The organism is Candidatus Binatia bacterium (assembly GCA_036504975.1).
In the GTDB taxonomy this organism is placed as follows: Bacteria; Desulfobacterota; Binatia; order UBA9968; family UBA9968; genus JAJPJQ01.
This window is the reverse complement of record DASXUF010000193.1, coordinates 1-26,939: the sequence shown is the minus strand read 5'-3', so window position 1 is coordinate 26,939 and position 26,939 is coordinate 1. Positions and strand designations below refer to the sequence as shown.

Here is a 26,939-nt window from a genome sequence, read left to right as displayed (position 1 = left end):
TCGCTCGTGGCGAGGGAAAACCGGGCGACGGCCTTGCCGTTGGCGGTGTAGCGCACCTCCGGGTCTTTACCGAGATTGCCGACTAGGATGACTTTGTTGACCATTAGACACTCCTAAGAAGAATTTTGAATTTTGAATGATGAGTTTTGAATTCCGGACCCCGGGATCCAATTCAACGTTCAACATTCATAATTCAACATTATTTTGAATGACCTTATCGCCGGCAAATTTTTTAGTCAATAAAAAACTCGTCCGGCCCACGCTCGGAGATTTCGTTGCTTTTTCACCCTTCGTGAATTAAAATGAACCAAATTTCCGATGATTTTTTGAATCATTAACCGCCTCCGGCGACCTGAATGATATACTGCCTCAAGTTGCTTCTTATCGGGCTAATCACTCTGCCATTGTCGCTTCTGATCGTCTTTTTGGGACCGTTCGATCGGAGCGGGAAACTTGCTTACGCGATCGGCCGGCTTTGGACCTGGACGATTTTGAAAACCGGCGGGATTCGTCTGAGAGTTCGCGGCCTGAACCGGTTGGACCCGGGCAGGCCCTATGTTTTCATCGCAAACCACCAGAGCAACCTCGACATACCCGTCCTGATGCATGCCCTACCACCGTTCCAGCTCAGGTGGATGGCAAAAAAACAGCTCGCCTACGTTCCTATCTTCGGGTGGGCGCTCTGGGCGTCGAGACATATCCTCGTCGATCGGGTCGACCACGGCAGCGCGATGGCGAGCTTCAGAAAGGCGAAGAAGAAAATTGCCGACGGGATCTCCGTCGTCATTTTTCCCGAAGGCACACGCAGCTCCGGCGGCCACGTGCTGCCGTTCAAAAGAGGAGGTTTTCTCCTGGCCGCGCAGACAAAAACACCGATTGTGCCGGTCACGATCAACGGCAGTTGGAGCCTTCTGCCGAGGGGAGACTGGCGGGTAAAAGCGGGAGAAATCGAAGTGATCGTGGATGAGCCGATCCCGGTGGGGCGATATGACGGTAAAAACGTCAGCGCTCTGGTGAACCGAGTCCGCGATATGATCGAGTCGCATTCGCGCGGCCTCGTCCGGCCGTATACGAATACGGAGCATGCGCCGGCCCGGGCGGCGCATGACTCCTTGGAATTGGGGTAACAATGCCCATGAACCCGCTCAAAGTCATTCCGCTCGGCGGTCTGGGGGAATTCGGCCTCAACATGATGCTTCTGGAATCCGGCGGCGAGGCGATCGCGATCGACTGCGGACTCATGTTTCCGGGTGCTGATCTCTTCGGCATCGATCTGGTCATTCCCGACGTAAGTTACCTTTTAGAAAATAAAGTAGCTCTGCGCGGCATCGTTCTTACCCACGCGCACGAAGACCACATCGGGGCTTTGCCCTTTATCCTGAAGCAGATCAAAGTGCCGGTCTTTGCCACCCGCCTCACTCTCGGGTTGTTGAAAAACAAGCTCAAAGAGCACGGTCTGGACGAAACGACCGACTTGAAAGAGATCGCGGCGGGAAGGCCGTGGCAGCTTGGATCGTTCAAGATCGAAGGCATCCGGGTCACGCACAGCCTGATGGATTGTCTCGCGCTTGCGGTCGAGACTCCGGCCGGAGTCGTCATCCACACCGGCGATTTCAAGATCGACCATACGCCGATGGGCGAGGAATTTTTCGATTTTCAAAAATTCGCCGCCTACGGTGAGAAAGGCGTGCTGCTGCTCCTTTCCGATTCCACCAATGTTGAGCGCGAGGGTTACACTCCATCGGAGCGCGAAGTCGGGAAGAATATCGAGGAGATCGTCGCGCGCAGCCGGGGAAAAGTTTTCGTCTCCACTTTCTCATCGAACATCCCGCGCCTTCAGCAAGTGGCCGACATCTCGGAGCAGACGGGCCGCCGGCTGATTCTCAGCGGCCGCAGCATGATCAACAATTCCCTGATCGCATCCGAGCTGGGCTACCTCCATCTTCCCCCCGGCGTCCTGACCGAAGGCGAGTCCTGGCAAAATCTCGCCCGAGACAAAATTATCTTTCTTACCACCGGCAGCCAGGGCGAGCCGCTCTCGGCGCTCCATAGAATCGCTTTGGACGACCATAAATCGATCAAGATCGAGCCGGGCGACAGCGTGCTGCTCTCATCCAAATTTATCCCCGGCAACGAAAGAACGATCACCAATCTCATCAATTATCTCTACCGCCGCGGCGCCGAGGTCCATTATGAGAGCGTCTCCGAGATTCACGTCTCCGGCCACGCCAGCCAGGAGGAGCTGAAGACGATGCTCCATCTGACGCGCCCGCGCTATTTCGTGCCGGTCCACGGCGAATACCGCCACCTCGTGCGCCATAATCAGCTCGCGCGGGCCGTCGGCATAGCGGAGGAAAACTGTTTCCTGATGGAGGACGGCGAGGTCCTGGAGCTGACCTCGAACAGCGCGAGAAGAGCGGCGCCAATTTCCGTCGGGCGCGTCTTCGTCGACGGCAAGGGCGTCGGCGACGTGGAGGATGTTGTGATCCGCGACCGGCGGCATTTGTCGGAAGACGGCATGGTCCTCGCCGTGATGGCGATCCATCAGCAAAGCGGCGAAGTCGTGGCCGGTCCGGACCTGATCTCGCGCGGCTTTATGCGCGCCGACGGCGGCGAGGAGATTTTGGAGCGCGCCAAGCAAGTCGTCTTGCAGACTCTCGGCAGCATCAATCGCGAGGCGCGCACCGACCCCGCCGAGGCGCAAGAGGAAGTGCGCAAGGCGCTCAGAAAATATTTCTACAAGGCGCTGGAGCGGCGGCCGGTCGTGCTGGCCTTTATCATGGAAACGTGAGCGGCCGATGGCGCAAGAGAAAAAATCCAAGCTCAATCGGGAAATTTTGGCGGTGACGATCCTGGTCGCCGCCCTGCTCGTCGCTCTGAGCCTCCTTTCCTACAGCCCACCATCAGTGCACCCGGCCTCGCAAAACCAATGGTTCAATAACTGGATCGGTCCTGTGGGGGCCTCCTTTGCAAACATTCTTCTGCAAGCTCTTGGACTTGCATCCTATCTCTTGCCGGTTTTTCTTTTTACGTTGGGGTATGGTCTTTTTCGCGACTCCTTGGAAAGCTTCCGGCGATCCAAGATTATCGGCGGGCTGCTTTTGGTCTGGAGCGCAGCTACACTTCTGAGTCTGACACGAACAGTCGACGCTGGTGCCGAAGCTGGCGGAACGTTCGGCTATCTAACTGCGCAATTTCTGGTAGCGCGCTTCAGTCGCGTCGGGACGTACGTGATCGTCCTACCGACTCTCCTTGTTGCGGTGGCGATAGTCAGTCAAAAATCGCTCCGATATCTCTTCGATCGCGGCCAGAAGTTCTTCGGCACGCTTAACCGCGGGATCGCGGGGTTCCTCGACCGCCTGAAGAAAAGCTGGCGCGAACGAAAAGAACGAGGCGAAAATAAAAAGAAAGAGCAGCGCGAATTCATCCCGCCGCCGATCGTTCTGAAAGAAGACATCAAGGAGGAGCCGCCGAAGCGGGCCAAAAAGAAAACTCCAGCGCGCGAGACGCAGCTCGACTTCCCGGAAATGGTCGACGGCCAGGGCTACAAGCTGCCGCCGCTCGAGCTGCTGGACGCGCCCGACGGCGAGCACGTCAGGCTCGACAAGGAAACGCTCGAAGCCAACTCCCTCATCCTGCAAAACAAGCTGGCGGATTTCGGCGTCGAGGGTGAAGTCGTCGCGGTCAAGCCCGGCCCGGTCATTACGATGTACGAGTTCAAGCCGGCCCCGGGTGTAAAGGTGCGGCGCATCGTCACGCTCAGCGACGATCTCTCGATGGCGCTCCGCGCGATGAGCATCCGCATCCTGGCGCCGATCCCCGGCGAATCCGTCGTCGGCATCGAAATTCCCAATCCCCGGCGGGAAAAGGTTTTTTTCCGGCAAGTGATCGAGAGCGAGGTCTATCAAAATGCCGACTCCAAGTTGACCTTGGCGCTCGGCAGGGACATTTCCGGCGCGCCCTTCATCGGCGACCTGGCGCGCATGCCCCATCTTCTGGTGGCGGGCGCGACGGGGACAGGAAAGTCCGTCTCGATCAACGCCATGATCTTGAGCATGCTCTACAAAGCTTCTCCGCAGGACCTCCAGTTCATCATGATCGATCCCAAGATGCTCGAGCTCTCGATCTACGAGAATCTGCCCCACATGATCGTGCCGGTCGTGACCGACGCCAAAAAAGCCGCCGCGGCCCTTTTCTGGGCCATGGACGAGATGGACCGGCGCTATCGGCTCATGCGCGATAAAGGGGCAAAGAACATCGACCATTACAACCGCCTCGTGGAGAAGGACGCGGTCGAGAAGCGGAAGGTTATCGATCTGAACGAAGCCGAAAACCCTCCCGAGGAGGCCGGCGGCGATCTCAGCGAGACGCCGCCGCTGGTGCACGAGCGGCTCCCCCGCATCGTCATCGTGGTGGATGAGTTGGCCGATTTGATGATGACCGTCGGCCGTGACATCGAAGAATACATCACCCGGCTGGCGCAAAAAGCCAGGGCCTCCGGCATCCATATGATCTTGGCGACGCAGCGGCCGTCGGTGGATGTCATCACCGGCCTCATCAAGGCGAACTTTCCGGCGCGCATATCTTTCCAGGTGACCTCGCGCGTCGATTCGCGCACGATTTTGGATTCTATCGGCGCGGAGCGCCTCCTCGGCGACGGCGACATGCTCTTTCTGCCGCCCGGGACGGCGCGCTTAAGCCGCGTTCACGGCGCTTACGTTTCAGACCACGAGATACGCAAGGTGATGGATTTTATCACCCAGCAGGCGAAGCCGCATTACCGGCTCGATGTCTTCGAGGCGAAAAAGGAGATCGAGTCGGCCGACGGCGAGGACGAATACGACGAGATGTACGACAGCGCGGTCGAGCTGGTGACCGAGACGCAGCAGGCCTCGATCTCGATGATTCAACGCAGGCTCCGCGTGGGTTATAATCGCGCCGCACGTATGATAGAACAAATGGAACGGGATGGAGTGGTCGGCCCGGCCGACGGCGCCAAGCCACGCGAAGTCTATGCGCGCAAAATCGAAACTTAAACGGAGAGCACTGGCCGCCGCGATGTCGCTTCTGACGTGTACGGCACCCGTTTACAGCTTCGCCGCGGAAGAAGGCAAAAACGAAGACCAGATCGTCGATGCGCTGCAAAAGAGCTACGATTCAGCGGCCGACTTCACGGCCGATTTTCGCCAGGAGACGGAGCTCAAGACGATCAACCGCACTCTGAAGGCCTGGGGGAAGGTTTATTTCAAACGTCCGGGAAAGATGCTCTGGCGCTACGAAGAGCCCAAGGACCAATGGGTTCTCGCCGACGGTCAGAACATATACTTTTATCAGCCGGACCAGGGACAGGTCCTGAAAAGCCCGCTGAAGAGCGCATTCCGCTCGGATGTTCCCCTCACGTTCCTGCTCGGCATCGGCAACCTCAAACGGGATTTCAAGGTGACCGCCAAAGGCGAGGAGGGTGGACTGTACGTTTTGCAGCTCGGTCCCAAAGACGGGTCGAAGGGCGTGGACGAGGTCGTGCTCGGCGTCGACCGCCAGACTTTTGCGATCGGTTGGGCGCGCATCCGCGATCCGGCGGGAAATTTGACCACGGTCCGCTTTTCCAACATGCGCCGGGGCGTGGGACTCAACGACGCGGTCTTCAAGCTTCAAGTTCCGAAGGGCGTCGACGTCGTCGATATGGGGGCAAGATAGTGGCGGAGAAAGTCAACATCGTCAGCCTGGGCTGCGCCCGGAATCTCGTCGATACGGAGGTCATGGCCGGCGTGCTGCGCCAGGCCGAGTACGAGGTCGTTCCGGAGGCCGGGCAGGCGGACATCGTTTTGGTCAACACGTGCAGCTTCATCGACGCCGCCAAAGAGGAATCGATCGACGCCATTCTGGAAGTCGCACGTTTGAAGGAAACGGGCAGCCTAAAGACGCTGGTCGTCGCCGGCTGCCTGCCGCAAAGGTACGCCGACGATCTGGCGAGGGAACTCCCGGAGGTGGATCTTTTCATCGGCACCGGAGAGGTTCCGAGAATCGCGGAGATCTTGCAGTCGCACCGGTCGAACAAGAAGCGGCTCTACGTCGGCCTTCCGAGTTACCTGTACGACCACGCCACGCCGAGACTGCGCGCGACTCCATCGCATACGGCCTTCGTCAAAGCCTCCGAAGGCTGCGATCACAAGTGCGCGTTTTGCATCATCCCCGAGCTTCGCGGGCCCCATCGCAGCCGTCCGATCGATTCGATCGTGAATGAAGCGATAGCTCTCGGGCGGGATGGAGTCAAAGAAATCAATCTCATCGCTCAGGACCTGACCGCCTACGGCCGCGACCGCCACGACGGCACGACGCTCTACGGCTTGCTCCGGGAGCTCGACTCCATCGGCGGCGGCGTCGAATGGATACGCCTCCTCTACGCCTATCCCAATTATCTCGACGACGGCCTGCTCGACTTGATCCGCGAGAGCGAGAAGATTTGCAAATATGTGGACATCCCCTTCCAGCACGTTACCCGCCGCATCCTGACCCGAATGCGCCGCGGCAAGAGCGGCAGCGCCGTGCGCGAGGCGATCGCGAAACTCCGCGACGCTATTCCGAAGATCACGCTCCGGACGTCGCTTATCGTCGGCTTTCCGGGAGAGACCGACGACGATTTCCGCGAGCTGCTCGATTTCGTCGAAGAGGCTGAGTTCGACCGTCTCGGTATTTTCAAATATTCGATCGAAGAAGGGACCGCCGCGGCCCGGATGGACCGGCAGGTTCCAGAAGACGTAAAGGAACAGCGCTGGCAGGAGCTGATGGAGCTTCAAGCGGAAATTTCAAGAAAAAAGAATGAGGCCTTGATCAGCACCGCTTCGCGCGTTATGATTGACAGCCTTGACGGTAGGGACGGAAGGCTCGTGGGGCGCACGCAGGCCCACGCGCCTGAAGTCGATGGGGTTGTCTATATCGAGCGCCGGCAGGCGGATGGACCAAGAGAAACTCGTCCCGGGGACTTTGTAGACGTAAAGATAACCCAGGCTCTGGATTACGACTTAATCGGCGAGATCACACATGGCTAGACTAGCTAAAACCAAACCCAATGCGGCCCAGGACAAGAAACTCAGGAAAGAGTTTCTCAAAAAAGCCGAAGAGACGCTCCTGGACATGAAGAAGCAGCTTCTCCGGGAAATCCAGGACCGCGTCAAGACGGAGACCGAGGGGAGCAAGGACGAGGGGCGGGACACTTACGATCTCGCGAGCGACGAACGCGACCGCGAGATCAATTTCATCCTGACCGATCGTGAACGGGAGAAAACCCTCGCCATCGACGAGGCGCTCCAGCGGATCAAAGATAAGTCCTACGGCATTTGCGAGTGCGGCTGCGAGAACTGCGAGGGCGAAATCCGCCTGGGACGGCTGCAAGTCCTACCTTTCACCCGGCTGTGCGTGCGCTGCCAGGAAGAAACGGAACGCGAGAGCAAGATGCAGAGAAAGTTCGAAGACGAGAGAAGCTATCGCAAGCTCGCGATCACGGATACCGAAGAGGATGTTTTCTAGCCGGTTCAGAAGATATACTGCAGAACTCTTTTTCCCAAGACGAACATCAGCACGAGCCACGTTACCGGGACCGAAACCAGGACCGTCAAAGTCGACCGGGTCGGATCCAGGTTGTGGACCTTTCCCGTTCCGAGAAAAATAAGATAGCAGGCGTAGACGAAGGCGAGAACTCCCAGGTACGGTATCCATGCCAGCACCAGACAAGCGCCGGCGTAAGCGCAAACCCTGACCGTCCCTTCATAGTCGCCTTCCCCCTGGAACAACGTCTGGGCGACGAGCATCAGAATGCCCGGCCCGAGAACGTAGGCGAGCACGACGAGGAAAAAAGAAACCATCGCCAGGATCATGGTTTCCGCCACGAGGATTCGCAAGACGAGATAAATCGCCGCGCAAATGCCTAAAAATATGAGCGGCTTGTCGAACCCGCCCGTTGACGGCATCTCCCGATAGAAGTCCTGAGGGTCCATGATGATTCTTTTCCAGACGTTGATAAACCCTTTGGGGCCTTCTTGAGGAAGGAACTCGTTGTCGCTCATAATCTCCCGGGAAATCGGGCATGGCCAATATAAAGGAAACGCGCCCAGGGAAGCAAGGTCCATGGAATTTAGGGCAGCGGCGTGACCGGCAGTTCCTTCAAACAATCTACGAGGCGGCCGTAAGCGCGGCCAAGCCTTCCGTCCTGCTAAAAAAACGAGTCGAGATTTCCGGCAATGCCCTCGTGATCGAGACCGCGCGCAGCCGATCCCGCTTTCCGCTGACCGGCAAAGTTTACGTAGTGGGCGTCGGAAAAGGCGCCGACAAGTCGGCGCGGTTTTGGCAGAGGCTGCTCGGCGACAGACTGGAGCAAGGAATCTTTATCGTCAGAGACCGGATTGGCCGGGAGAGATTCAAACGCATCGCCATCTTGGCCGCCGGACATCCGCTGCCTGATCATAGAGGTTTGAGCGCAACCAAACGCTGCCTCGAGATGCTCGGCCGCGCAGACTGCAACGACTGCGTCGTCGTCTTTCTCATGGGAGGCGCCTCGTCGCTTCTTGTACAACCCGCTAGTGGCATCACGCTGAAGGACAAGCGGGCGGCCACCGCCCTACTTTTGAAAAGCGGCATGAACATTCGGGAGATGAACTGCGTCCGAAAACATATTTCCGCAGTCAAGGCGGGCGGGCTCCTCCGCGCCGCCTATCCGGCCAGGGTCCTCACGCTCGCGGTATCCGATGTGATCGGCGACGATCCGGCTGCAATCGGCTCCGCGCCCAGTTTTCACGACACTACGACATTCAATAAGGCGTGGGGGATCCTGGAAATACACAGCCTCACGAACAAAATTCCCCGCGCGGTTAAAAATCATCTGCTGCGTGGGATTCGCGGCGAGACCCCAGAGACGTTGAAACCCGGAAGTTTACTTTCGAGCCGAAGCCCCTATATCGTGATCGCGAACAACCAAGATTCCCTCTTGGCGGCAAAGAAGAAAGCGGAGTCTCTTGGCTTTTCGGCGAAGATCCTCACCGCCGAGCTGAGCGGGGACGCTCAAAGCAAGGCGCGGGAGATCTGCCGGAAATTGAAATCGATGTTGAGGAAAAAAAACTCGGGGCGACGGCCCCTCTGTTTTTTACTGGGGGGCGAGACAACCGTCAAGGTAAAAGGAAAGGGATTGGGTGGAAGAAACCAGGAATTCGCGCTCGCGAGCGCGCTGGAGCTTAGCGGATGCCGTGGAATCTCTCTGCTGAGCGCCGCCAGTGACGGGAGCGACGGGCCTACGGACGCCGCGGGAGCGTTTGTTGACGGCGAGACTTTCGCGCGCGCGCGAAAGCTTGGGCTCAATCCATATCGCGCGCTCCGCGAAAACGATTCGTATCATTTCTTCGAACCCCTGGGCGACCTTTTTTGCCCTGGCCCAACGGGAACGAACGTTCTGGATTTTGTTATTGCGCTTCTGTGCTGAGACGCCTGCCGCAGTGCTCTACGGCTATTAGCGACCGGCACCGATTATACCTGGAAGATTGGAACTATTGAACCAGAGTGAAAGCTGGGCAGGTTCGGCTCAGAACCGAACCTGCCCAGCTTTGGTCGAGACAGTAGGATAATTAATCGCCGCCCTTGGCGGGTCTAAACTCCATCTTGGTGACGACTTTTTTCTCACCCTGAGGAACAAACTCGACATCCGCCGCAGAGCCCAGCCCAACTTCGTTCATCTTAACGGGCTTCTCCTCCAGCATCGTCACCTTAGTTTTTTGATCGAAGTCCAGCGTGATCAGCTTGCCTTCCTTGGTGACGAGAATCATATAGTTCTTCTCGCTATCGAGCAGCCCCACATCGCCCTTCGCCTTCTCGGCCTTTGCCTTCTCTTCCTTTTTTTCTTCTTTCTTTTCTTCCTTCTTTTCTTGGCCCGATGCCGGCGCGCCAAGAACCAGAGACAATGAAATGGATGAAATTATCAACAACAGCCAATTGCTTCTCATGGATCGACGATCCTCCTTATAATATGATCAAATCATGGATGAAGATTAAATTACTGTGCGTAGAAGCTAATCGACAGGGGACCACTTTCGCAATACTCTTTAGGTAGGATTTTTCTACGCGTACCTAGCGCTTTTGAAATCAATGTAGGACTTGAGTCGTAGCTGTTCGTCGTAAATTGTGCAATAGTCCGGAAACTTGGCTTGAGCTAGAAAATCAGGTATTTTACGGTCGGTTTCGAGGCTTAGAAAATGGGACCTATCAAAGTCGTGTTAGCGGACGACCACGCGCTTTTCCGGGAAGGGCTCAGGCGGATTCTATCGTTGGAAAGAGATGTGCTCGTCGTGGGAGAGGCCTCTCGCGGCGACGAGATCGCGAAAGTGGTGGAACGCACGAAACCTGATGTTTTGCTCCTGGACCTCAAAATGCCCAAGGGCGACGTGGTCCAAACGCTACTGGATGTGAACGAAAGAAATCCTTCCACAAAAGTAATCATCCTCACCGCCTATTCAGAAGACGAGAATATTCTCAATGCGGCTAAAGGTGGAGCTAAAGGATACGTCATGAAAGGGGTTTCCTCATCCACGTTATTGCAGGCAATCAAAACCGCGCACGGCGGGGGTCTTTGGATCGACAAGGAGACGCCATCGGCGGAAGCATTCGAGGAGATCGCTCAAGCCCAACATGGAGCCGCCGTCAGCGTACAAGCTCCTAAGTCTATCAACACGTTGACGAAACGAGAGCTGGAAATTCTTCATCTCGTCGCCGAGGGCTTGACCAATGAGGAGATCGGCAAGAAAATTTTTATCAGCGAAAAAACTGTGAAGACTCACCTGACGAACATTTTCGACAAGCTCAAGGTCAACAATCGCTTCAAGGCCGCGCTGCTGATCATGAACCGCCCCATGGACCTATGGCCGACAAGCGGAATTATAAAAAATAAAGCTTCCGGCAGGTGATTTCAATCGATCGTAGGCGCGGCACTTATCGGCAACCACAATGAATCCGCAAGATCATTGGCTGCTCCAGAAAGAAAAAACCTTGGCGTGGCTCCGATTGGGCTTCTCAGTCGCCGCTGTCTTGGTTGTTCAGCTTAACCCTGAAAGAATCGCGCACTTTCCGCTCCTTTCCCAAGTCTCTCTGGCTTCCTTTTCCCTTTACTCGCTGCTGCTCCTCTACCTGCTGAGAACGGAGGCCGTCCCTGTCGCCAAACTGGCTCTGGTCACGACCGGTCTGGATTTGCTCTGGGTCTCTCTCATCGTTTTTTCCACCGGCCCTTCTCCAACTCCGTTTTTCGTCTATTATTTCTTCCCTGTAGTCACGGCTAGTTCTCGTTACGGTATCAAAGGCGGGTTCGGCGTGGCAGTCATGGGGATCGCATTCTATGGATTCATTCGCTTTTCTCCGCTTTCGCTTCAGTCAATCGCTATCGATATCTTCGTAATCCGCAGCATCTACCTGTTAGTGCTCGCATATATATTCGGGTTTTTAAGCGAATTTGAGCAAAAACAGAATCAAAAGCTGATGGCCTTGTATAAGACTGCCGGCGATGCGGCAGCGAAGGAAGAAAGACGTAGAATCGCCCGCGAGCTCCACGATCGTCTGCTCCAGGTGCTCGCTACCCTATCTTTTCGTCTCGAAGCTTGCCGCAAACACCTCACCACAGCACCCGATGAACTGGCCCGCGAGCTCCAGCTCATGGAGGGCATAACAACGAATTCAATAGCGGAAATACGCCAATTTCTGTCCGGAAAAGAAATTCCACCGATCGTCCCCGGAACATTACCCGAACGATTAAAAGAAGAGATGACCTTTTTGCGTGACGGCTTGGGAATCCATGCCATATTGGAAACTGAACCTGTGGATCTCGACCTATCCCCTAAGGTGGAGCAGGAGATTTACTATGTGCTAAGAGAAGGCTTGATTAACATTGCACGCCATTCTCAGGCTTCCCGAGCCGTGGTGCTATTGAAAGAAACGGAGGAGGAGATTTCCGGATCTGTGGAAGACGACGGCATAGGTTTTGAGCCTGCTCTAGTAACGGAGAATGGAAGGCTGGGACTGGGAACGATGGAAGAAAGAACTGCTAAGCTAGGCGGCAAACTCGATATTCAAACATCCCCGGGTAAGGGAACTAAAATCTCTTTCACTATACCGATACAACAGTAGAAATATGAAAGATGAGTCGGTTGCAAAGCAGAGTTTTAAGAGTTCCTTTCGAGGTCAGCACCACGGAAAGCGCAGGCACAGGTCCCGAAGGGGACCTGTGCCTGCGCTCAGAACCGACGCCGGCTATTAATCTCCGCCCTTGACAGGCCGAAACTCCATCTTGGTCACGATCTTTTTATCACCTTTGGTTTCATATTCCACTTCCGCCGCTGAGCCGAGACCAACGTCACTCATCTTGGCGGGTTTTGACTCCAGCATCGTCGCCTTCGTCTTTTGGTCGAAGTCCAAGGTGATCAGCTTGCCTTCCTTGGTGACCAGGATCAAGTAGTTCTTCTCCGTGTCCAGCAGTCCTACATCCCCTTTTGTCTTTTCAGCCTTGGCCTTCGCTTCGGTCTTTGTTTCGGCTTTCGCCTCGGCCTTGGTCTCCGCTTTGGCCGGAGCCTTTGCTTCCGCTTTTGCCGGAGCTGGGGCCTTCTCTGCGGGCGGAGCCTTTTTGGCTTCGGCCGTCGCCGGCTTCGCCGGAGCCTTCGCTTCTTCTTGTTGCGTCGCGCAAGATGAAAGCGCAAAGATTGTATAAAGCAAAACCACTAGGCCACTCACTGATAGCAGACTTTTCATTTTAGCCTCCGTTCGTTTGAAGTCGTTATAAGCTTTAGGTCCTACATTTAGCTACGACTTAAGCCCTATACTTTAGGCTGCACCCACTTGTCAAGCGGAAAAAAAGGGTAATTATGTTAGACTTGACACCTGGGAGTGGGACTTGTTATCTAGATTGAGACAGGCTGGCGTATTTGTAATTCTAGGAATCTTATTTCATTCGAGTGTGGCGGGGATCAATGCTCATACTTTGGTCTTCCCACATTCCGAGGGGGTAGAAAAAAGCGAGCTCAGTTATTCTGTCTCGTGTGGTGAGGACATCCCGATACGTAGCGCACCCATGCAGAAATATGCGACCAGTCCTGCTGGCGAGCATCTTCATTTGAAGTGTGTTAAGCGGTTTGGAGATGTAAATTTTCCAAGGTTTCTCCACTGGAACAATTGCAGGGCTAGGCCCCGCCTTCGGGCACGCCCAAGCCTTATATGTGGGCAACTCATCCATGGGGACAACGGTAATTTCCCAACCCGCAGAGGCCTCAAGTGCGGGAAGTCTCCCTACGTTTTTAAGAACAACGTAGAATACCGCTTCGTTACTTACCACTCCTCGGTACTCTGCGATGTCAGCGACAATCCATGGGGCAGTCGAAGCAGCGGCAGCATCGGCGGCCTCTTTAGCGGCGTCAGCAGCTCTTTCGCTGACTTGCAGCGTCCCGTGAAGAATATAGAGCCCACCAAACGCAGCAACAGTTCCAAAAATAGTGATCCAGTTAAGAACTTTGGCACAACATATTTGCCGTTCCCAAAATCGCTCTTGTTTCTTTTGCCACTCTTCATCTTTAGCGGATGGGGAAGTGGTCGAGGTCTCGAATCCGGGATGATCTGGCTTTGGAGTATTGGGTGGTTCAGTGGAGTAATTACTGGATGCCTTATTTTGCTTTCGGTTTACGCGCGTTTTTTCTAAAAGCTTTCTTATGTCGCTTACTAGTAATGCCCACTTTCTCCGGATCGACTCGAATAATGGCTTTAAGAGCTTCATCGAACGTCAACGGGAATAGCGATACCGGCTTCGCTTTGTTTGCCATAGTTCCCCACGAAAGGGCAAGCGGTATTGCCCGCCCTTGTCAGTCTGCATCCTTCTGGCCTTTTCTTTCTGCTGAGAGCGCCGCCAGGGAGTCGTCCTCAGCATCCTGCTACGACATCGGTGAAGATGTCGGGATTGTCCCTATTGTTATGTCTGTACTGAAATTCCGCAAGATAGAGCGGCAAATAATCCTTGCTCACCTTGTGGTATGTTCCGATCACTCCGCGCTTGAGCAAGCTCCAGAAGTTATCAATATTTTGAGTGTGAACATTGCCGCGCACATATTCCTGTCTTCGATGGTTCACAGTATCATGCTCGAAACCGGCTTTACGCAGCCCGCCGTATCCCGCTGCTTCATCCGTAGCCAAGAGAGACACGCTCCCGCTGATAGTATTCTGAACGAAGCCCGCAAGTGTGTGCTTATCGGCTTCCTCAATCATCTGGCAAACAACGTTGCCTTTGCGAGAGATAGCGCCAATAACAGGGAGCTTATCGCTGCCGCCCTTTGCGTGGTGCTTTTTATCCCAATGGCGGTTGCTGTCTTTGCCTCCGATGTAAGTTTCATCTACTTCAACTTCACCCATGAGCAAGGCGAAATCTTTATCCTGCATTGCCGCTCTGATTCTGTGGCACATATACCAGGCGGTTCTATAATCGCCGCTTCCGATCTGCCGGTGAATCTGCAAGGCGCTGATTCCCTTTTTGCTCTGAGTCATCAAGTAGATGACTTGGAACCAAGTCCGAAGCGGATAATTTGTGTTCTCGAAAACCGTCCTGGTAATGACGGAGAAACGATAGCCGTTTTTTCCGCCACAATCTTTATTCTTGCAGACCCAGTGAAACGGACGCGCTTTAAGCGTGTACACTTTTTCACTGTTGCAGCGCGGACACTGAACTCCGTTAGGCCAGCGCAGGTCTCGGAGGAAAGTCTTACACTTCTCCTCAGTCGAGAAGCGTACCATCATCTGAGACAGCGTCATCGAGGGTTTTGTTGTTTTCATAAGCGCAATATAGCAATTCCGGAGGTTGGTGTCAAGTCCGACATAATTGCCAAAAAAAGTCATATTCCCTGGCCTCGGCGAACAAGTGCTAAATTTTTGTCCGTTGGCATGAGGCAAGATGTTTCCTCGCAAGCCACAGCATTTCGCGCCGATTTTATTTTCGGACATTCGGCGATACATCTTTAAGGAATGAGCACCTTTAGCATACCTTGAGAGAGCACAAAGTCTCGGCTAAAGTGTAGCTTATGCTCGCCAGGAGAATCATCCCGTGTCTCGACGTTAATCAAGGCCGCGTCGTCAAAGGAGTCAAATTTCTCGGCCTGCGCGACGCCGGCGATCCGGTGGAGATTGCCCGAATCTATGATCGCGAAGGCGCGGATGAGCTCTGCTTCCTGGACATTACCGCGTCGCACGAGAACCGCGCGATAATTCTCGACGTCGTCGCGCGCACGGCCGACCAGGTTTTTATGCCTCTTACGGTCGGTGGCGGCATCAACCGGTTGGAGGACATTCGCAACCTTTTGCGCGCCGGCGCGGACAAGGTCTCGATCAATACCGGCGCCGTCGCGCGGTCGGAATTCGTCCGCGAGGCGGCCGAAACTTTCGGCAGCCAATGCGTCGTCGTCGCGATCGACGCCAAGCGCGCCGCCAACGGCTGGGCGGTTTTCACCCACGGCGGAAGAAAGCCGACGGGGATCGACGCCTGCGAATGGGCGGAAAGGATGGCCGGCTACGGCGCGGGAGAGATACTTCTCACCAGCATGGACCGCGACGGCACTCGGGACGGATACGATCTCGATCTCACCCGCGCCGTCTCCGAGAGAGTGCGGATCCCGGTGATCGCCTCCGGCGGGGTCGGCAATCTCGACCACATCTACGAAGGCCTGACGCTGGGCAAAGCCAGCGCCGCTCTCGCCGCCTCGATTTTTCACTATCGCGAATACACGATCGCCGAATGCAAGCGCTTCCTCGCCGAGCGAGGCATCGCCGTCCGGCCGGCCGATGCATGACCGTCGCAATTCCAAGAACGAGCGCGGCGGCGCTTAAAAAACGCCTGGAGCAGATCGTCGGCGAGCGCAGCCCTTCGAGCAACCCGCGCCGCCTGGCAGCGGTCGAAGATTACATCGAAAAGGAATTTAAGAACCTCGGCCTGGACGTCGAAAGCGACCGTTTTATCTATTCCGCAAAGCCTTACCGCAACATCATCGCGCGCGCTGGGAGCGCGCCCGGCGCGCCGCTCGTCATCCTCGGCGCCCATTTCGATTCCGTGCCGGGCTCGCCGGGAGCGGACGATAACGCCAGCGGTGTCGCCGTCCTGTTGGAAGCGGCGCGCGTTCTCTCGGGGCAAAAGCTCCGCAATCCCGTCGTCTATTGCGCTTTCAACCTGGAAGAGCTCAACATGATCGGCAGCACGCATTTCGCCAAGAGGCTCAAATCTCACGGGCTAAGAGTGGCGGCCATGGTCTCGCTCGAAATGCTGGGATACACCGACTCACGGCCCGGCAGCCAAAAATATCCGGCGGGCCTCGGCTGGTTTTATCCTGAGCGCGGCGACTTCATCGGCATCATTGGTAACTGGCGGTCCGCTTCACTGCTGAAGAGCTTCGCCGGCGCGATGCGGCAGATCGCCGGACTGCCGGTCGAGACGCTAACGGTTCTGGGCAGCGGTTTCCTCGTGCCTCAGGTGCGTCTCAGCGACCACGCTCCTTTTTGGGATCTCGGCTATCCGGCGCTGCTCCTTACGGACACCGCCTTCATGCGCAATCCGCACTATCACACGTCATCCGACACGATCGACACGCTCGATCTGGAATTCATGGCCAAGGTCTGCCAGGGCGTGGTGAACGGCGTGCTGAGTCTGTGAAGTCGATACCAAGCCTAACCTACGACTAAGGTCTTGACAATTGCTGAGCTGCATAATATCTAAGACCATAGTCGTACCAAATTCCAATTAGGAGGGGGGTGAATTAAATGTTGCGTCGATCGATGAGCATTTGGGCAGCAGCCATTATCGTTAGCCTTTCTCTTGCGGGTTCCGTCCTTGCTGAGGAACTAAAGGGAAAAATTACGAAGGTCGGTGATGACGGCCGAGAAATCACCGTCGCGGGACCCGGCGGCAAGGAAGTGAAGGTTTCGATCAGCGGCAGCCGCACTAAGATCGAGGGCGTCGGAGGCCGCGGTGACTTGAAAGCAGGGCAAAACGTCACCGTGGATCATGATGGCGGCCAGGCCAAGACAATTAAGGTGACAAAGTAATTCATAATGTTTTAGCGCCGGATGATAAGCTCTGAAAAAAAGGCACCGAATTCGGTGCCTTTTTTTCAGACTTAGCGTGCAAAGATAGGGAAATTGAGGGAGGGAAGGTTGTCTTACTAAAAGGACCTGGAACTGATTTTTATGTTTTCATCTCGTATTTGCGAATGTGGTCGGTCGATCGTGGTGAAATCCGAAAAAGGAAGAGCGCGTCCAGGGTACATACGGCGCAAAGGACATGAACTTTGCCGCAAGTACAATGAGAGTCTAAAGGATCGGCATCGTTCAACGTCACACTTGCGTGTGTACTTCAAAATTTCATAGGCTCCCTAGTTCCTTTTGCGCGGCGGGTCGAAGAAAGGAAGCTTCACGACGCGAGCGCGCACCGTCTCTCTCGCATACTCCACCGTCGTTTCCATGAAGAGATCCGTTCCGGGCCGGGAGAACTTGCTTTGCACGGTCGCCAACGCGATGTATTTCTTTATCGTCGGCGACCAGCCGCCGGTCGTCGCCTGCCCGACCTGCCTCCCGTCGCGATAGACCGGGACACCCCCCCTCCATGCACTGGCCGGCAGATGGGCCGCTAGACCGGCTTTTTGATAAAGTCTCTCGTAGTCGTTCCAATCAACTTCCAGCCCGACGAGTTGCCTGGAGGGGCCGCCCCGTTTCTCTTCCAGCAGCGCCTTCCGTCCGACGAAGTTCTCTTTGTCCAAACTCACCGTCCAACCCAAGCCGATCTCGAACGGAGAATATTTTTGCGCGGGGATCAACGCCTTTTCCGCGCTCGTATAATCCACTTCCAGCAGTATGAAACCGGCCTCCAGACGCGCCATATCCAGCGCCAGCATCCCTGCCGGCGTGATTCCATGCGCTTTGCCGGTTTCCATCAGAAGATCCCAAAGCTCCTCCGCCCGAGCCGCCGGAACCCAGATCTCGTAGCCCAGATCGCCGGTGTAGCCCGTGCGCGAGATCATGGTTTGAATTCCTCCCACCTCGGCGAACGCAAAACGAAAAAATTTAAGCCGCTCGACGCCGCCGTTCGACGCGCGTCTCAATATCTCGCGCGAAGTGGGCCCCTGAAGCGCCACCGCCGCAATCTGCTCGGAAACGTCCTCAATATTTACGTCCATGCCGGCGGCGTTCATCCGGAGCCAGCGGAGACTCGGCTCGGCCAGGTGAAAGCGAAAGCGGCTCTCTTCCAAGCGGAACACCGTGCCGTCTTGAATGACTTTCCCTTCTTCATCGCAGAGGCAGGTGTACATCGCCTGATGGAGCGCGCATTTCTGCGCGCTCCTGGTCGCGACGCGATCGACGAGCTTGAGCGCGTCATTGCCGCTCACGTCGTATTTATAGAGCGGAGATATATCGATCAGCGCCGCGGAATTTCTGATGGCGTGATACTCGTGATCGTGGAGGACTTCGTACGAGCTTGCCGCGAGGTAACCGGACCAGACGCGCCAGTTGTGGCTGACGCACAATACAGAGGTCCGCGAGTGAAAAGGCGTTCCGATGGGCATTGTCGTTGACTTCGGTGACAAAATTACAAATTATGATTGCCTAAGCAAGGATGGCCAACATGTCCAAGAGTTACGACGTCATCATCATCGGCGCGGGGCACAACGGCCTCACGCATGCGGCTTATCTTGCGAAAGCGGGCAAGACCGTCTTGGTGCTCGAACGCCGGCACGTGATCGGCGGCGCCGCCGTTACCGAAGAGATTCACCCCGGTTTCAAGTACTCGGTCTGCTCTTACGTCGTAAGCCTTTTGCGCCCTGAGGTGATCCGGGAATTGGATCTGGCGAAATTCGGCCTGGAAGTCATCCCGCTCGACTCGACCTTCACGCCGCTCCCGGACGGCAATTATCTGGCTCGCTGGGGCGATCACGACAAGACCCGCCGCGAAATCATGCGCCACTCGTCCACCGACCCGGAGGCTTACGATCAATTCGGCAAGCTCATGCACCGGATGGCGATGGCCGTAAAGCCTCTGCTCTCCATGGTGCCGCCCGATCCTAATTCCTTGAATCCCCGTGAGCTACTGAAGCTTCTCGGGATGTACCGCCACTTTCGCAAGCTCGGCGCGGATTTGCCCTACGAGCTTACGAAGCTCATGTCGATGAGCTCGGCCGACTATCTCGACGAATGGTTCGAGACCGAGGCGCTGAAGGCCACCATGTCGGCGAGCGGGATCATCGGCACCTTCCTCGGCCCGCGCTCTCCCGGCACCGCCTACGTGCTGCTGCATCATTATATGGGCGAGATCGACGCCGTTTTTCGCTCGTGGGGATGGCCGCGCGGCGGCATGGGCAGCGTGAGCGGCGCACTGGCACGAGCCGCGGAAAATCACGGCGCGGAGATTCGCACGAATGCTGCGGTCGCCCGCGTCCTCGTCAAGAATGAACGGGCGTCGGGAGTCGCGCTGGAGAACGGCGAGGAGATTCAGGGCCGCGTCGTCACGTCTGCGGTAGATCCCAAGCGAACGTTTTTGAAGTTGGTGGAGCCATCCGCGCTCGATCCGGATTTTGTCCGGCGCGTCGGGCAAATCAGAATGCGCGGCTCCTCCGGCAAGGTGAATCTCGCATTAGATGCGCTGCCGAATTTTACCGCGCTTCCGGGAGACGGCCCGCACCTTCGCGGCGCCGTCTCGATCAGCCCGTCGATCGATTATCTGGAGCGAGCCTACGACGACGCCAAGTACGGCGGCTTCTCCCGGCGTCCCTACATGGACATCGTCATCCCTTCGACGATCGATCCGACGATAGCGCCGCCGGGAAAACACGTCATGTCGATCTTTGTGCAGTACGCGCCGTATCATCTAAAAGAAGGGACTTGGCCGGACCGGCGGGAAGAATTCGGCGATACCGTCATCGACACGCTGAGCGAGTACGCGCTCAATATAAAAAATATCATTCTCCACCGCCAGGTGTTGACGCCGTGGGATTTGGAGCAGGAATTCGGCTTGACTGAAGGAAACATCTTTCACGGCGAGCTCTCCCTCGATCAGCTCTTCTTCATGCGCCCGGTCCGCGGCTGGGCGCAGTACCGCACGCCGATAAAAAATCTCTACCTCTGCGGCGCCGGCACGCATCCCGGCGGCGGCGTCATGGGCGCTTCGGGAAGATTGGCGGCTCTGGAGATCCTCAAGGATTGGAAAAAACTGAAGTAGCGTGCGGCTACGAGACGTTTAGAGATAATCCTTTTTCTTGAAGTAGATGTAGAGCCCGCCTGAGATCGCCACCATGAGTAATAAGGCAAAAACATATCCATACCGCCACTTGAGTTCCGGCATGTACTCGAAATTCATGCCGTAGACGCCGGCAATCGCCGTAATGACGACAAAGATGGTGCCCCACGCCGTCAGCCGCTTCATGGTGACGTTCAACTGGTTCGAGACGGCGGCAAGATGGACCTCCAGCGCGCCCGACAGAATATCGCGCAAGCTGTCGAGCTCGTCGGTGATGCGGAGCAGGTGATCGTAGACGTCCCTGAAATACACCGCGCATTCGGGACGAATGAACGGAAAATCGTGGCGCGTCAACTGGTTGAAGACTTCTCGCTGAGGAACGACGGCTCGGCGGATATGCACCAGCGACCGCTTCAAGGTGAGGAGACTGTCCATCTCGTCGATGGTCGACTCCTTGACGAGTTGGTCTTCCAAGCGGTCGATTTCCTCCTCGACCTGATCGAGCAGCGGAAAGTAGCTGTCCACGATCAAGTCCACTACGGTGTAGAGGAGAAAGTCGGGCCCGCGGCAGAGAGCTACGTTCAGACGCTCGGCGAACTGAGGGTTATCCGTCACGCCGGGTATCTGCCCGTAGCGAACCATCGCAAACCAGGTGCGTCCCAAGAGGAGATCCGCCTCGGCGGGTTCGATCTCGAGATCATTTTTTCGGACGAGCGGATGGATGGCAAGATAGACGTAACCTTCGAAGGCTTCGATCTTGGGGCGCTGGTTCTGCTTTACGATATCTTCCAGAGTCAGATGATGAATCCGAAGCTCTTTCTCCAGGAAGTCCAGCTCTCCCTGCGTGGGAGAGTCGAGGTCGAACAAGAGCGTGACGTCGTCGTGCCTCAATAGAGCGGGTACCGCCTCTAGAGAGGTATTTTCAGGACGCGCTCCTGACCGGGAGTACTGTACGGTAAGCACAAGGGTGGACTAATGTTCCCGGCTTTCCAGAAATCGCTCGGCGTCGATGGCGGCCATGCAGCCCGTGCCGGCGGCCGTTACAGCCTGGCGGTAGACGCGGTCCTGCACGTCGCCGCAGGCAAAAACTCCGGGAACTTTTGTCGCCGTCCCGTTATGCGTGATCAGATAGCCGAGATCGTCCATCTCCAACTGGCCGACGAAGAGCTTCGTGTTCGGCTCGTGACCTATGGCGATAAAAACGCCGTCGACCGCATGATGAACGACCGCGCCGGTCTTTAAGTTCTTGAGCTTAACGCCCGTGACGCCGCCGTCCTTGGGGTCGCCGGTTATGTCATCCACGGCCGAGTCCCAGATAAAAGAGATCTTGGAATTTTTCTTCGCCCGGTCCTGCATGATTTTGGAGGCTCGAAGCTCGTTCCGGCGGTGCACGACGTCGACTTTATTCGCATACTTGGTGAGAAAATTAGCCTCCTCCATCGCCGTGTCGCCGCCGCCCACGACGACGACATCCTTATCCTTGAAAAAGAATCCGTCGCACGTGGCGCAGGCCGAGACCCCGTAGCCCATGAGTTTCTTTTCCGACTCCAGGCCGAGGAGCTTCGCCGTCGCGCCGGTCGCGACGATCAAGGCGTCGCAAGTGTAACCGTCTTTTCCCGCCGTGATCTGAAACGGCCTCTGTTTGAGATCGACCGCGGTGACGTCGCCGAAGACCATCTTCGCGCCGAAACGCTCGGCCTGTTTCTTGAACTCCTCCATGAGCTCGGGGCCCATGATTCCCTTGGGAAAGCCTGGATAGTTTTCCACGTCGGTCGTGATCGTAAGTTGCCCGCCGGGCTGCGACCCTTCGATGACGACCGGCTCGAGGTTCCCGCGCGCGGCGTAGATCGCGGCGGTTAGACCCGCGGCGCCAGAACCGAGGATGATTACTTTGTGATGGCTTTTTTTCTCCACGGATTTTATGTAGCATAAAATGTTCGTAGGCGGAAGAAGAGATCGGAGAAGCCATGGCCAAACTCTCGCACCTCGACGCCGAAGGAAAAGCCCGCATGGTGGACGTGAGCGGTAAGGACGCGACCGAAAGGGTCGCCGCCGCCCGCGGTGCGATATTCATGCGCGCCGAGACGCTCGCTCTTATCATGGAGAAGAAAGTGGAGAAGGGCGATGTTTTTTCCGTCGCGCGCGTCGCCGGCATCATGGCGGCTAAAAAAACTTCCGAGTTGATCCCGATGTGCCATCCGCTGAATATCACCTCCGTTGAGATCTTTTTGAGTCCCGAGCAAAATCCTCCCCGGGTGGAGATCGAAGCCGTCGTGAAGGTGACGGGGAAGACCGGCGTGGAGATGGAGGCGATGACCGCGGCGGCGGTTTCCGGCCTCACGATCTACGACATGTGCAAAGCGGCCGATCGCGAGATGACTCTCGGGGAAATCCGCCTGGTCAAAAAAAGCGGCGGCAAGAGCGGCGCGTTTATCCGCAAAGAATAGCCATCGGCCATCAGCTTTCAGCTCTCAGCCAACACCGAGAACCTGATTTCTTAGCTGACGGCTAGTCGCTGACGGCTGATCGCTGAATGAAAATATTTCTCAAAAAAGGCAGAGAGGCTCCTGTCATGAGGGGCCATCCGTGGATTTTTTCCGGCGCGATCGAAAGCACTGAAGCGGAGTCGGAGCGCGCGGGCATCGCCGATGTCTTCGATTACAAGAGGAACTGGCTGGCCTGCGGTCTTTTCAATCCCAAGTCCCAGATCAGGGTGCGCGTCCTCACCTGGGAGAAGGAAGAGATCGACGCCTCTTTTTTTTCCCGCCGTCTCTCTCATGCCGCCGCGCTGAGAAAACGCCTGCTCACCCCTTCCACCGACAGCTATCGCCTGGTCAACGGTGAAGGCGACTTCCTCCCCGGCCTGGCCGTCGATCGCTACGGAGATTTTCTTGTCTGCCAGTTTTTTACCGCGGGAATCGACTCTCTCAAAGCCGTCGTCGTGGAGACGCTCGCGAGTTTGCTTGAGCCGCGAGGTATCTACGACCGGAGCGAAGGCGGCGTCAGAGACGAGGAGGAACTTCCGCCTTCGGTCGGCGTTCTCGCCGGCGAGGAGCCGCCGGAGCTGATCCGAATCCAGGAGAACGGCATCGGTTTTCTCGTCGACGTAAGAAAGGGACAGAAGACGGGGTTCTTTTTGGACCAGAGAGACAACCGCGCGCTGCTCTCGTCGCTCGCGCGCGACATGACGGTTCTCAACTTATTCGCTTACACCGGCGGCTTCGCGGCGTATGCGCTGAAGGCCGGAGCGAAGCGGGCGATCTCCGTCGAGTCGTCCAAGCCGGCGCTGGAGTTGGCGAGACAAAATTTCGCGCTCAACGGCTTCGCCGTCGGCGAAGGCGATCTCCTCCGCGCCGACGCGTTCTCCTATCTCAAGAACTCGACGGAAACTTTCGACATCATCGTGCTCGATCCGCCCTCGCTCGCGCCCAGGCGCGGCGACGTGGAGGCCGCGGCGGGCGGATATAAATTCTTAAATCTTCACGCTCTCCGGCTGCTGGAGCCCGGCGGGCTGCTCCTTACTTTCTGCTGCTCGCAGCACGTTTCCATCGATCTATTTCAGAAAATCGTTTTCGGCGCCGCCGTTGACGCCGGCCGGAGAGTTCAAGTGGTGAAGCGGGTCGGCCACGCGCCGGACCACCCCGTCAGCCTCCGCCATCCCGAAGGCGAATACCTCAAGGGACTCCTTTTGAAAGTGCTGGAGTAAATCAGCCGGACATGATAAATGGCGTCGATCATGGCCGGCAAATATCCGATCAAGGAATGGCCGGAGGAGGACCGCCCGAGAGAAAAACTCCTCGACCGCGGCGCCGAGGCGCTGACCGACGCGGAGCTTCTCGCGATCCTTCTCCGCACTGGTAACGCCAGCACCGGCGAGAGCGCGCTCGATCACGCGCGCCTTCTGCTGACGCAGTTCGGCGGCATCAAAGGCATCGACAATGCCCCGATCACCGACCTCGGCTCGATCAAAGGAATCGGCCCGGCTAAAAGCGCGCAGTTAAAAGCCGGGCTGGAGATCGGCCGGCGATTGGGACGGGAGAAGTGGGAAGCGGGACGTGCGCTCCGCTCGTCTGAAGACGTTTACCGCCACTTCGCCGAGCGGCTGGATAAAGAGAAGCGCGAGATTTTCTACGTCGTCCTTCTGAACAACAAGAACCGAAAAATCCGCGAAGTGAAAATCTCCGAGGGCTCGCTCACCGCTTCGCTCGTCCATCCGCGCGAAGTTTATAATCCGGTCATCCGCGAATCCGCCGCCGCTGTCATCTTCGTCCACAATCATCCGAGCGGCGATCCGGCGCCTAGCCCGGAAGACATCGACATCACGCGGCGGTTGAAGCAGGTGGGCGAAGTCATGGGCATCCGGGTTTTGGACCACGTCGTGATCGGCCATGACCGCTACTACTCCTTCAGCGACCGCGGAATGCTCTAGGCGGGATGCTCACAAAGCCTCATATGCTTCGTTACGCTCGCTCCGCTTCGCTCGACGTACTGAAGATAGTACGCCTCGCTTGCGGACCATCGCGTGCCTCGCCTCTGAGAGCTTTTTGAGCATCCCGTCCAAATCTATAAAAACGCGTTCCGACACGGAGACGGAGTTGAAGGCCCGAAGGTACGACCCAGCGTCGTGGTATGGATGTCTAACCTGCTTGTCCTCGTAGGAACCCCAGCGGCACAAGACTCGCGAGCAGCGGGAAGATTCCGATGAACGTGACGGCGGCGGGCAGGCCGTAAGCGTCGGCGATGAGCCCGGCCGAGAGCGGCGCCAAAAACGAAAACCCCATGTTGCCGCTGTAGAGAAATCCCACCGTCGTGCCGGACAGCTCCGGCGGCGCCAGCTCCATCGCGGCGGCGAAAATCACCGGCCGCAAAGCCCAGAGCAGCCCTCCGACTAGCGCGCAGCCGATCCCCAGAGGAATTCCCGGAGACAGATGCGGCAGCGACATGACCGCAAAGGCGGCGAGCGCCGAGCCGATGACGATCAGCCGCACCCGGCCGATGCGGTCCGAGAGCCAGCCGGAAAAGGTCGGCGAGACGCCGGCGAAGAAAAAAAGCGTCGAGATATAAAATCCCATGACGCCGACCGAGAGCTTCAGTTGGAGCGTCAGGTAGAGCGGCAGAAAAACCATGAGGCCGCTCTGGCCCAGCGTCCGGAAGACCGAGACGAAAAACATGACCAGGACGTTGCGGTTCCTTACGATGTCCTGCCAGACGAGCTTTTGGAGCCGCTTTTCGCGATGCGTCGGGCGTTCGGCCTCGGGGCAAAATAAAGCGTAGGAAAGTCCCACGACGATTCCCGGCAGTGCCCAGACTTGAAGCGTCGTTTGCCAGTCCGAGTACGTCAGCAACGCGCCGATCGCCAGCGGCGCGACGACTTCGCCGAGATCCCTTCCAATATACTCGAAGAGAAAATGATGGAACTGGACTTTTCTATTACCGTAACCGCTACTACCATCCGACTTTGCAACGCTTTACCAGCGAAGATCCGATTGGATTTGCTAGCGGAGATTACAACCTCTATGGCTACGTGGGCAACAATCCGATAAATTTCACAGATCCGCTAGGCTTGTGCAAAGACGAATGCCCTGGCGGCCGACCGAAATCATTTTTCGACTGTTTTCTAAATTGTTTAAGTGATTATGATCCGCTTAATTTGATACTCGGTAATCTCGCTGGGACACTCGGTGGCTATCTTTTAACGACAACGCGGATAGGCGGAGGCTACACGATAGGTACAAATATTTTTAGGACGTTCCTTAGCCCTGTAAATGCTGCGCTTGCTGGTAGTGCAGCAAGAACAGTTCTTGGTGCCGGTTCAGGGGTCTTGACAGCGATTTATGCGGCTATCGCGGCTCAATGTGCTGCGGAATGCTTGAACGAACGACCAGTGTGGTCATTAACGCGTGAGACAATGGTCAAGGATACACCCAGTAGGAACCTAAAATTAGCCATCACCGTTTTAGGTGTATTGCTTATCTTCTTCGTCGGTTTCAATTATGCATTCCTTCACCTACAGTCCTACCTAGAGGAGTATTTTTCAAAGAGGACGATTCAAATCTTTTTATTGTCGTTGGTTGTTGGCTTAGGTCTGCTTGCATGTTATCAGAGTTTTGCACGACTGAGGAAGATGGCTCAGTTGCCCGGCGAACAACATAAGCCCCTCAACAGAGCATTGCGTTCTGTGGTTCTATTCCTGTTGCTTGTAATAATTAACCTGCTCCTGATACAGAATTTTTCTGTCCAAACGACACTAGCCATCGATGCTTGCTTGTTGCTGCTTGGTATTGTTTCGCTAGTCCGCTTTTTCCCGGAGTACGTGCGATCTTATAAAAGGCGCTCTCTATTCGAGTTGCGCCAGGAGCTAAGAGGGTTGCGGCGCGAAGAAAAGGAACGGTCGGCTAGGGGTAAGAAAAAAGAGACTGGCTGAGCCCTTTTTATCTTTTCCCCTACATTTCGCCTCCGCATTTTCTGTGAATCTAGTGAATCTAGGGGACGTTCTTGACTAAGTTGACTTGCAGAGATAAGTAGCGGCCCTGTATTTGGGAGGAGGCGAGGCATGCCCAGGCAAGCGAGATTGGATGCACCAGGCACCTTGCATCACGTCATCATCAGGGGAATCGAAAAGAGAAGAATCGTTGACGACGATCAGGACCGAAAAAACTTTGTTTCTCGG

General features: G+C 56.3%; 28 protein-coding genes. 18 read left to right on the top strand and 10 right to left on the bottom strand.

What is annotated here, in order from left to right:
* Positions 1-104, bottom strand: a 104-nt coding sequence (ssb, locus tag VGL70_23670; protein ID HEY3306531.1) for a single-stranded DNA-binding protein, incomplete at its 3' end; no start/stop codon positions are given.
* 252 nt (positions 105-356) lie between these two features.
* Here ssb and VGL70_23665 point away from each other — a divergent pair.
* The 6 genes from VGL70_23665 to VGL70_23640 are packed head-to-tail and all read left to right on the top strand — an operon-like array spanning position 357 to position 7,527.
* The gene (locus VGL70_23665) at positions 357-1,127 is read left to right on the top strand and encodes a lysophospholipid acyltransferase family protein (GenBank protein HEY3306530.1); all 771 of its coding nucleotides are present in this window, start codon (positions 357-359) and stop codon (positions 1,125-1,127) included.
* Positions 1,128-1,135: 8 nt separating this feature from the next.
* Positions 1,136-2,791 (top strand): ribonuclease J, encoded by a 1,656-nt coding sequence (locus VGL70_23660; protein ID HEY3306529.1) that lies wholly within the window; start codon positions 1,136-1,138, stop codon positions 2,789-2,791.
* Between the two features lie 7 nt (positions 2,792-2,798).
* A complete protein-coding gene (locus VGL70_23655; protein ID HEY3306528.1) occupies positions 2,799-5,036 on the top strand; it encodes a DNA translocase FtsK 4TM domain-containing protein in 2,238 nt (745 codons plus the stop codon).
* Positions 5,014-5,697: an outer membrane lipoprotein carrier protein LolA gene (locus tag VGL70_23650; protein ID HEY3306527.1), complete on the top strand. Its 684-nt coding sequence runs from the start codon at positions 5,014-5,016 to the stop codon at positions 5,695-5,697. The genes VGL70_23655 and VGL70_23650 overlap by 23 nt, the downstream gene beginning before the upstream one ends.
* Positions 5,697-7,049, top strand: a complete 1,353-nt coding sequence (gene rimO, locus VGL70_23645) for a 30S ribosomal protein S12 methylthiotransferase RimO (GenBank protein HEY3306526.1) — start codon at positions 5,697-5,699, stop codon at positions 7,047-7,049. The genes VGL70_23650 and rimO overlap by 1 nt, the downstream gene beginning before the upstream one ends.
* The gene (locus tag VGL70_23640) at positions 7,042-7,527 is read left to right on the top strand and encodes a TraR/DksA family transcriptional regulator (GenBank protein ID HEY3306525.1); all 486 of its coding nucleotides are present in this window, start codon (positions 7,042-7,044) and stop codon (positions 7,525-7,527) included. Before rimO ends, VGL70_23640 begins: the two co-directional genes overlap by 8 nt.
* 5 nt (positions 7,528-7,532) lie before the next feature.
* Here VGL70_23640 and VGL70_23635 read toward each other — a convergent pair whose 3' ends face one another.
* On the bottom strand, positions 7,533-8,063 hold the full coding sequence (locus VGL70_23635) for a YIP1 family protein (GenBank protein HEY3306524.1): 531 nt from the start codon (positions 8,061-8,063) through the stop codon (positions 7,533-7,535).
* A 20-nt stretch (positions 8,064-8,083) separates the two neighbouring features.
* Between VGL70_23635 and VGL70_23630 the strand changes: the two genes are divergently transcribed.
* Entirely contained in the window at positions 8,084-9,469 is a 1,386-nt protein-coding gene (locus VGL70_23630; GenBank protein HEY3306523.1) for a glycerate kinase, read from the top strand.
* A gap of 142 nt (positions 9,470-9,611) precedes the next feature.
* Here VGL70_23630 and VGL70_23625 read toward each other — a convergent pair whose 3' ends face one another.
* A complete protein-coding gene (locus tag VGL70_23625) occupies positions 9,612-9,986 on the bottom strand; it encodes a hypothetical protein (GenBank protein HEY3306522.1) in 375 nt (124 codons plus the stop codon).
* 249 nt (positions 9,987-10,235) lie between these two features.
* Here VGL70_23625 and VGL70_23620 point away from each other — a divergent pair, with 249 nt between their 5' ends.
* Positions 10,236-10,943, top strand: a complete 708-nt coding sequence (locus VGL70_23620) for a response regulator transcription factor (protein ID HEY3306521.1) — start codon at positions 10,236-10,238, stop codon at positions 10,941-10,943.
* 40 nt (positions 10,944-10,983) lie between these two features.
* A complete protein-coding gene (locus VGL70_23615) occupies positions 10,984-12,153 on the top strand; it encodes a sensor histidine kinase (GenBank protein ID HEY3306520.1) in 1,170 nt (389 codons plus the stop codon).
* Positions 12,154-12,279: 126 nt separating this feature from the next.
* Here VGL70_23615 and VGL70_23610 read toward each other — a convergent pair whose 3' ends face one another.
* From VGL70_23610 to VGL70_23600, 3 genes are all read right to left on the bottom strand, one after another.
* The gene (locus VGL70_23610) at positions 12,280-12,771 is read right to left on the bottom strand and encodes a hypothetical protein (GenBank protein HEY3306519.1); all 492 of its coding nucleotides are present in this window, start codon (positions 12,769-12,771) and stop codon (positions 12,280-12,282) included.
* 190 nt (positions 12,772-12,961) lie between these two features.
* A complete protein-coding gene (locus VGL70_23605) occupies positions 12,962-13,786 on the bottom strand; it encodes a hypothetical protein (GenBank protein HEY3306518.1) in 825 nt (274 codons plus the stop codon).
* Between the two features lie 143 nt (positions 13,787-13,929).
* Positions 13,930-15,000: an IS1595 family transposase gene (locus tag VGL70_23600; protein ID HEY3306517.1), complete on the bottom strand. Its 1,071-nt coding sequence runs from the start codon at positions 14,998-15,000 to the stop codon at positions 13,930-13,932.
* A gap of 77 nt (positions 15,001-15,077) precedes the next feature.
* Between VGL70_23600 and hisF the strand changes: the two genes are divergently transcribed.
* The 3 genes from hisF (at position 15,078) to VGL70_23585 (ending at position 17,088) form a co-directional block, all read left to right on the top strand.
* Positions 15,078-15,842 carry an imidazole glycerol phosphate synthase subunit HisF gene (hisF, locus tag VGL70_23595; protein HEY3306516.1) on the top strand — a complete coding sequence of 255 codons (765 nt, stop codon included), beginning with the start codon at positions 15,078-15,080 and terminating at the stop codon, positions 15,840-15,842.
* A complete protein-coding gene (locus VGL70_23590; protein ID HEY3306515.1) occupies positions 15,839-16,696 on the top strand; it encodes a M28 family peptidase in 858 nt (285 codons plus the stop codon). The genes hisF and VGL70_23590 overlap by 4 nt, the downstream gene beginning before the upstream one ends.
* Before the next feature lie 107 nt (positions 16,697-16,803).
* Positions 16,804-17,088: a hypothetical protein gene (locus VGL70_23585; protein HEY3306514.1), complete on the top strand. Its 285-nt coding sequence runs from the start codon at positions 16,804-16,806 to the stop codon at positions 17,086-17,088.
* Between the two features lie 326 nt (positions 17,089-17,414).
* Here the strand turns inward: VGL70_23585 and VGL70_23580 are convergent, their stop codons facing one another.
* Positions 17,415-18,602, bottom strand: coding sequence for an aminomethyltransferase family protein (locus VGL70_23580; protein HEY3306513.1), 1,188 nt, complete (start codon positions 18,600-18,602; stop codon positions 17,415-17,417).
* Positions 18,603-18,661: 59 nt separating this feature from the next.
* Here VGL70_23580 and VGL70_23575 point away from each other — a divergent pair, with 59 nt between their 5' ends.
* The gene (locus VGL70_23575; protein ID HEY3306512.1) at positions 18,662-20,251 is read left to right on the top strand and encodes an NAD(P)/FAD-dependent oxidoreductase; all 1,590 of its coding nucleotides are present in this window, start codon (positions 18,662-18,664) and stop codon (positions 20,249-20,251) included.
* A gap of 18 nt (positions 20,252-20,269) precedes the next feature.
* Here VGL70_23575 and corA read toward each other — a convergent pair whose 3' ends face one another.
* The gene (corA, locus tag VGL70_23570) at positions 20,270-21,160 is read right to left on the bottom strand and encodes a magnesium/cobalt transporter CorA (protein ID HEY3306511.1); all 891 of its coding nucleotides are present in this window, start codon (positions 21,158-21,160) and stop codon (positions 20,270-20,272) included.
* A gap of 81 nt (positions 21,161-21,241) precedes the next feature.
* Entirely contained in the window at positions 21,242-22,183 is a 942-nt protein-coding gene (gene trxB / locus VGL70_23565) for a thioredoxin-disulfide reductase (protein ID HEY3306510.1), read from the bottom strand.
* 53 nt (positions 22,184-22,236) lie between these two features.
* Between trxB and moaC the strand changes: the two genes are divergently transcribed.
* The 3 genes from moaC to radC all read left to right on the top strand — a co-directional run bounded on the left by moaC (position 22,237) and on the right by radC (position 24,698).
* Entirely contained in the window at positions 22,237-22,716 is a 480-nt protein-coding gene (moaC, locus tag VGL70_23560) for a cyclic pyranopterin monophosphate synthase MoaC (protein HEY3306509.1), read from the top strand.
* An 86-nt stretch (positions 22,717-22,802) separates the two neighbouring features.
* On the top strand, positions 22,803-23,975 hold the full coding sequence (locus VGL70_23555) for a class I SAM-dependent rRNA methyltransferase (protein ID HEY3306508.1): 1,173 nt from the start codon (positions 22,803-22,805) through the stop codon (positions 23,973-23,975).
* A gap of 30 nt (positions 23,976-24,005) precedes the next feature.
* Positions 24,006-24,698 (top strand): DNA repair protein RadC, encoded by a 693-nt coding sequence (gene radC, locus VGL70_23550; protein HEY3306507.1) that lies wholly within the window; start codon positions 24,006-24,008, stop codon positions 24,696-24,698.
* Positions 24,699-24,906: 208 nt separating this feature from the next.
* Here radC and VGL70_23545 read toward each other — a convergent pair whose 3' ends face one another.
* Positions 24,907-25,614: an MFS transporter gene (locus VGL70_23545; GenBank protein ID HEY3306506.1), complete on the bottom strand. Its 708-nt coding sequence runs from the start codon at positions 25,612-25,614 to the stop codon at positions 24,907-24,909.
* Here VGL70_23545 and VGL70_23540 point away from each other — a divergent pair.
* Together VGL70_23540 and VGL70_23535 are read left to right on the top strand one after the other, a co-directional pair.
* Positions 25,569-26,693, top strand: a complete 1,125-nt coding sequence (locus tag VGL70_23540) for an RHS repeat-associated core domain-containing protein (GenBank protein ID HEY3306505.1) — start codon at positions 25,569-25,571, stop codon at positions 26,691-26,693. The two genes, VGL70_23545 and VGL70_23540, sit on opposite strands and share 46 nt — an antisense overlap.
* A 129-nt stretch (positions 26,694-26,822) precedes the next feature.
* The coding region (locus VGL70_23535; GenBank protein HEY3306504.1) for a transposase at positions 26,823-26,939 on the top strand (117 nt) is incomplete at its 3' end.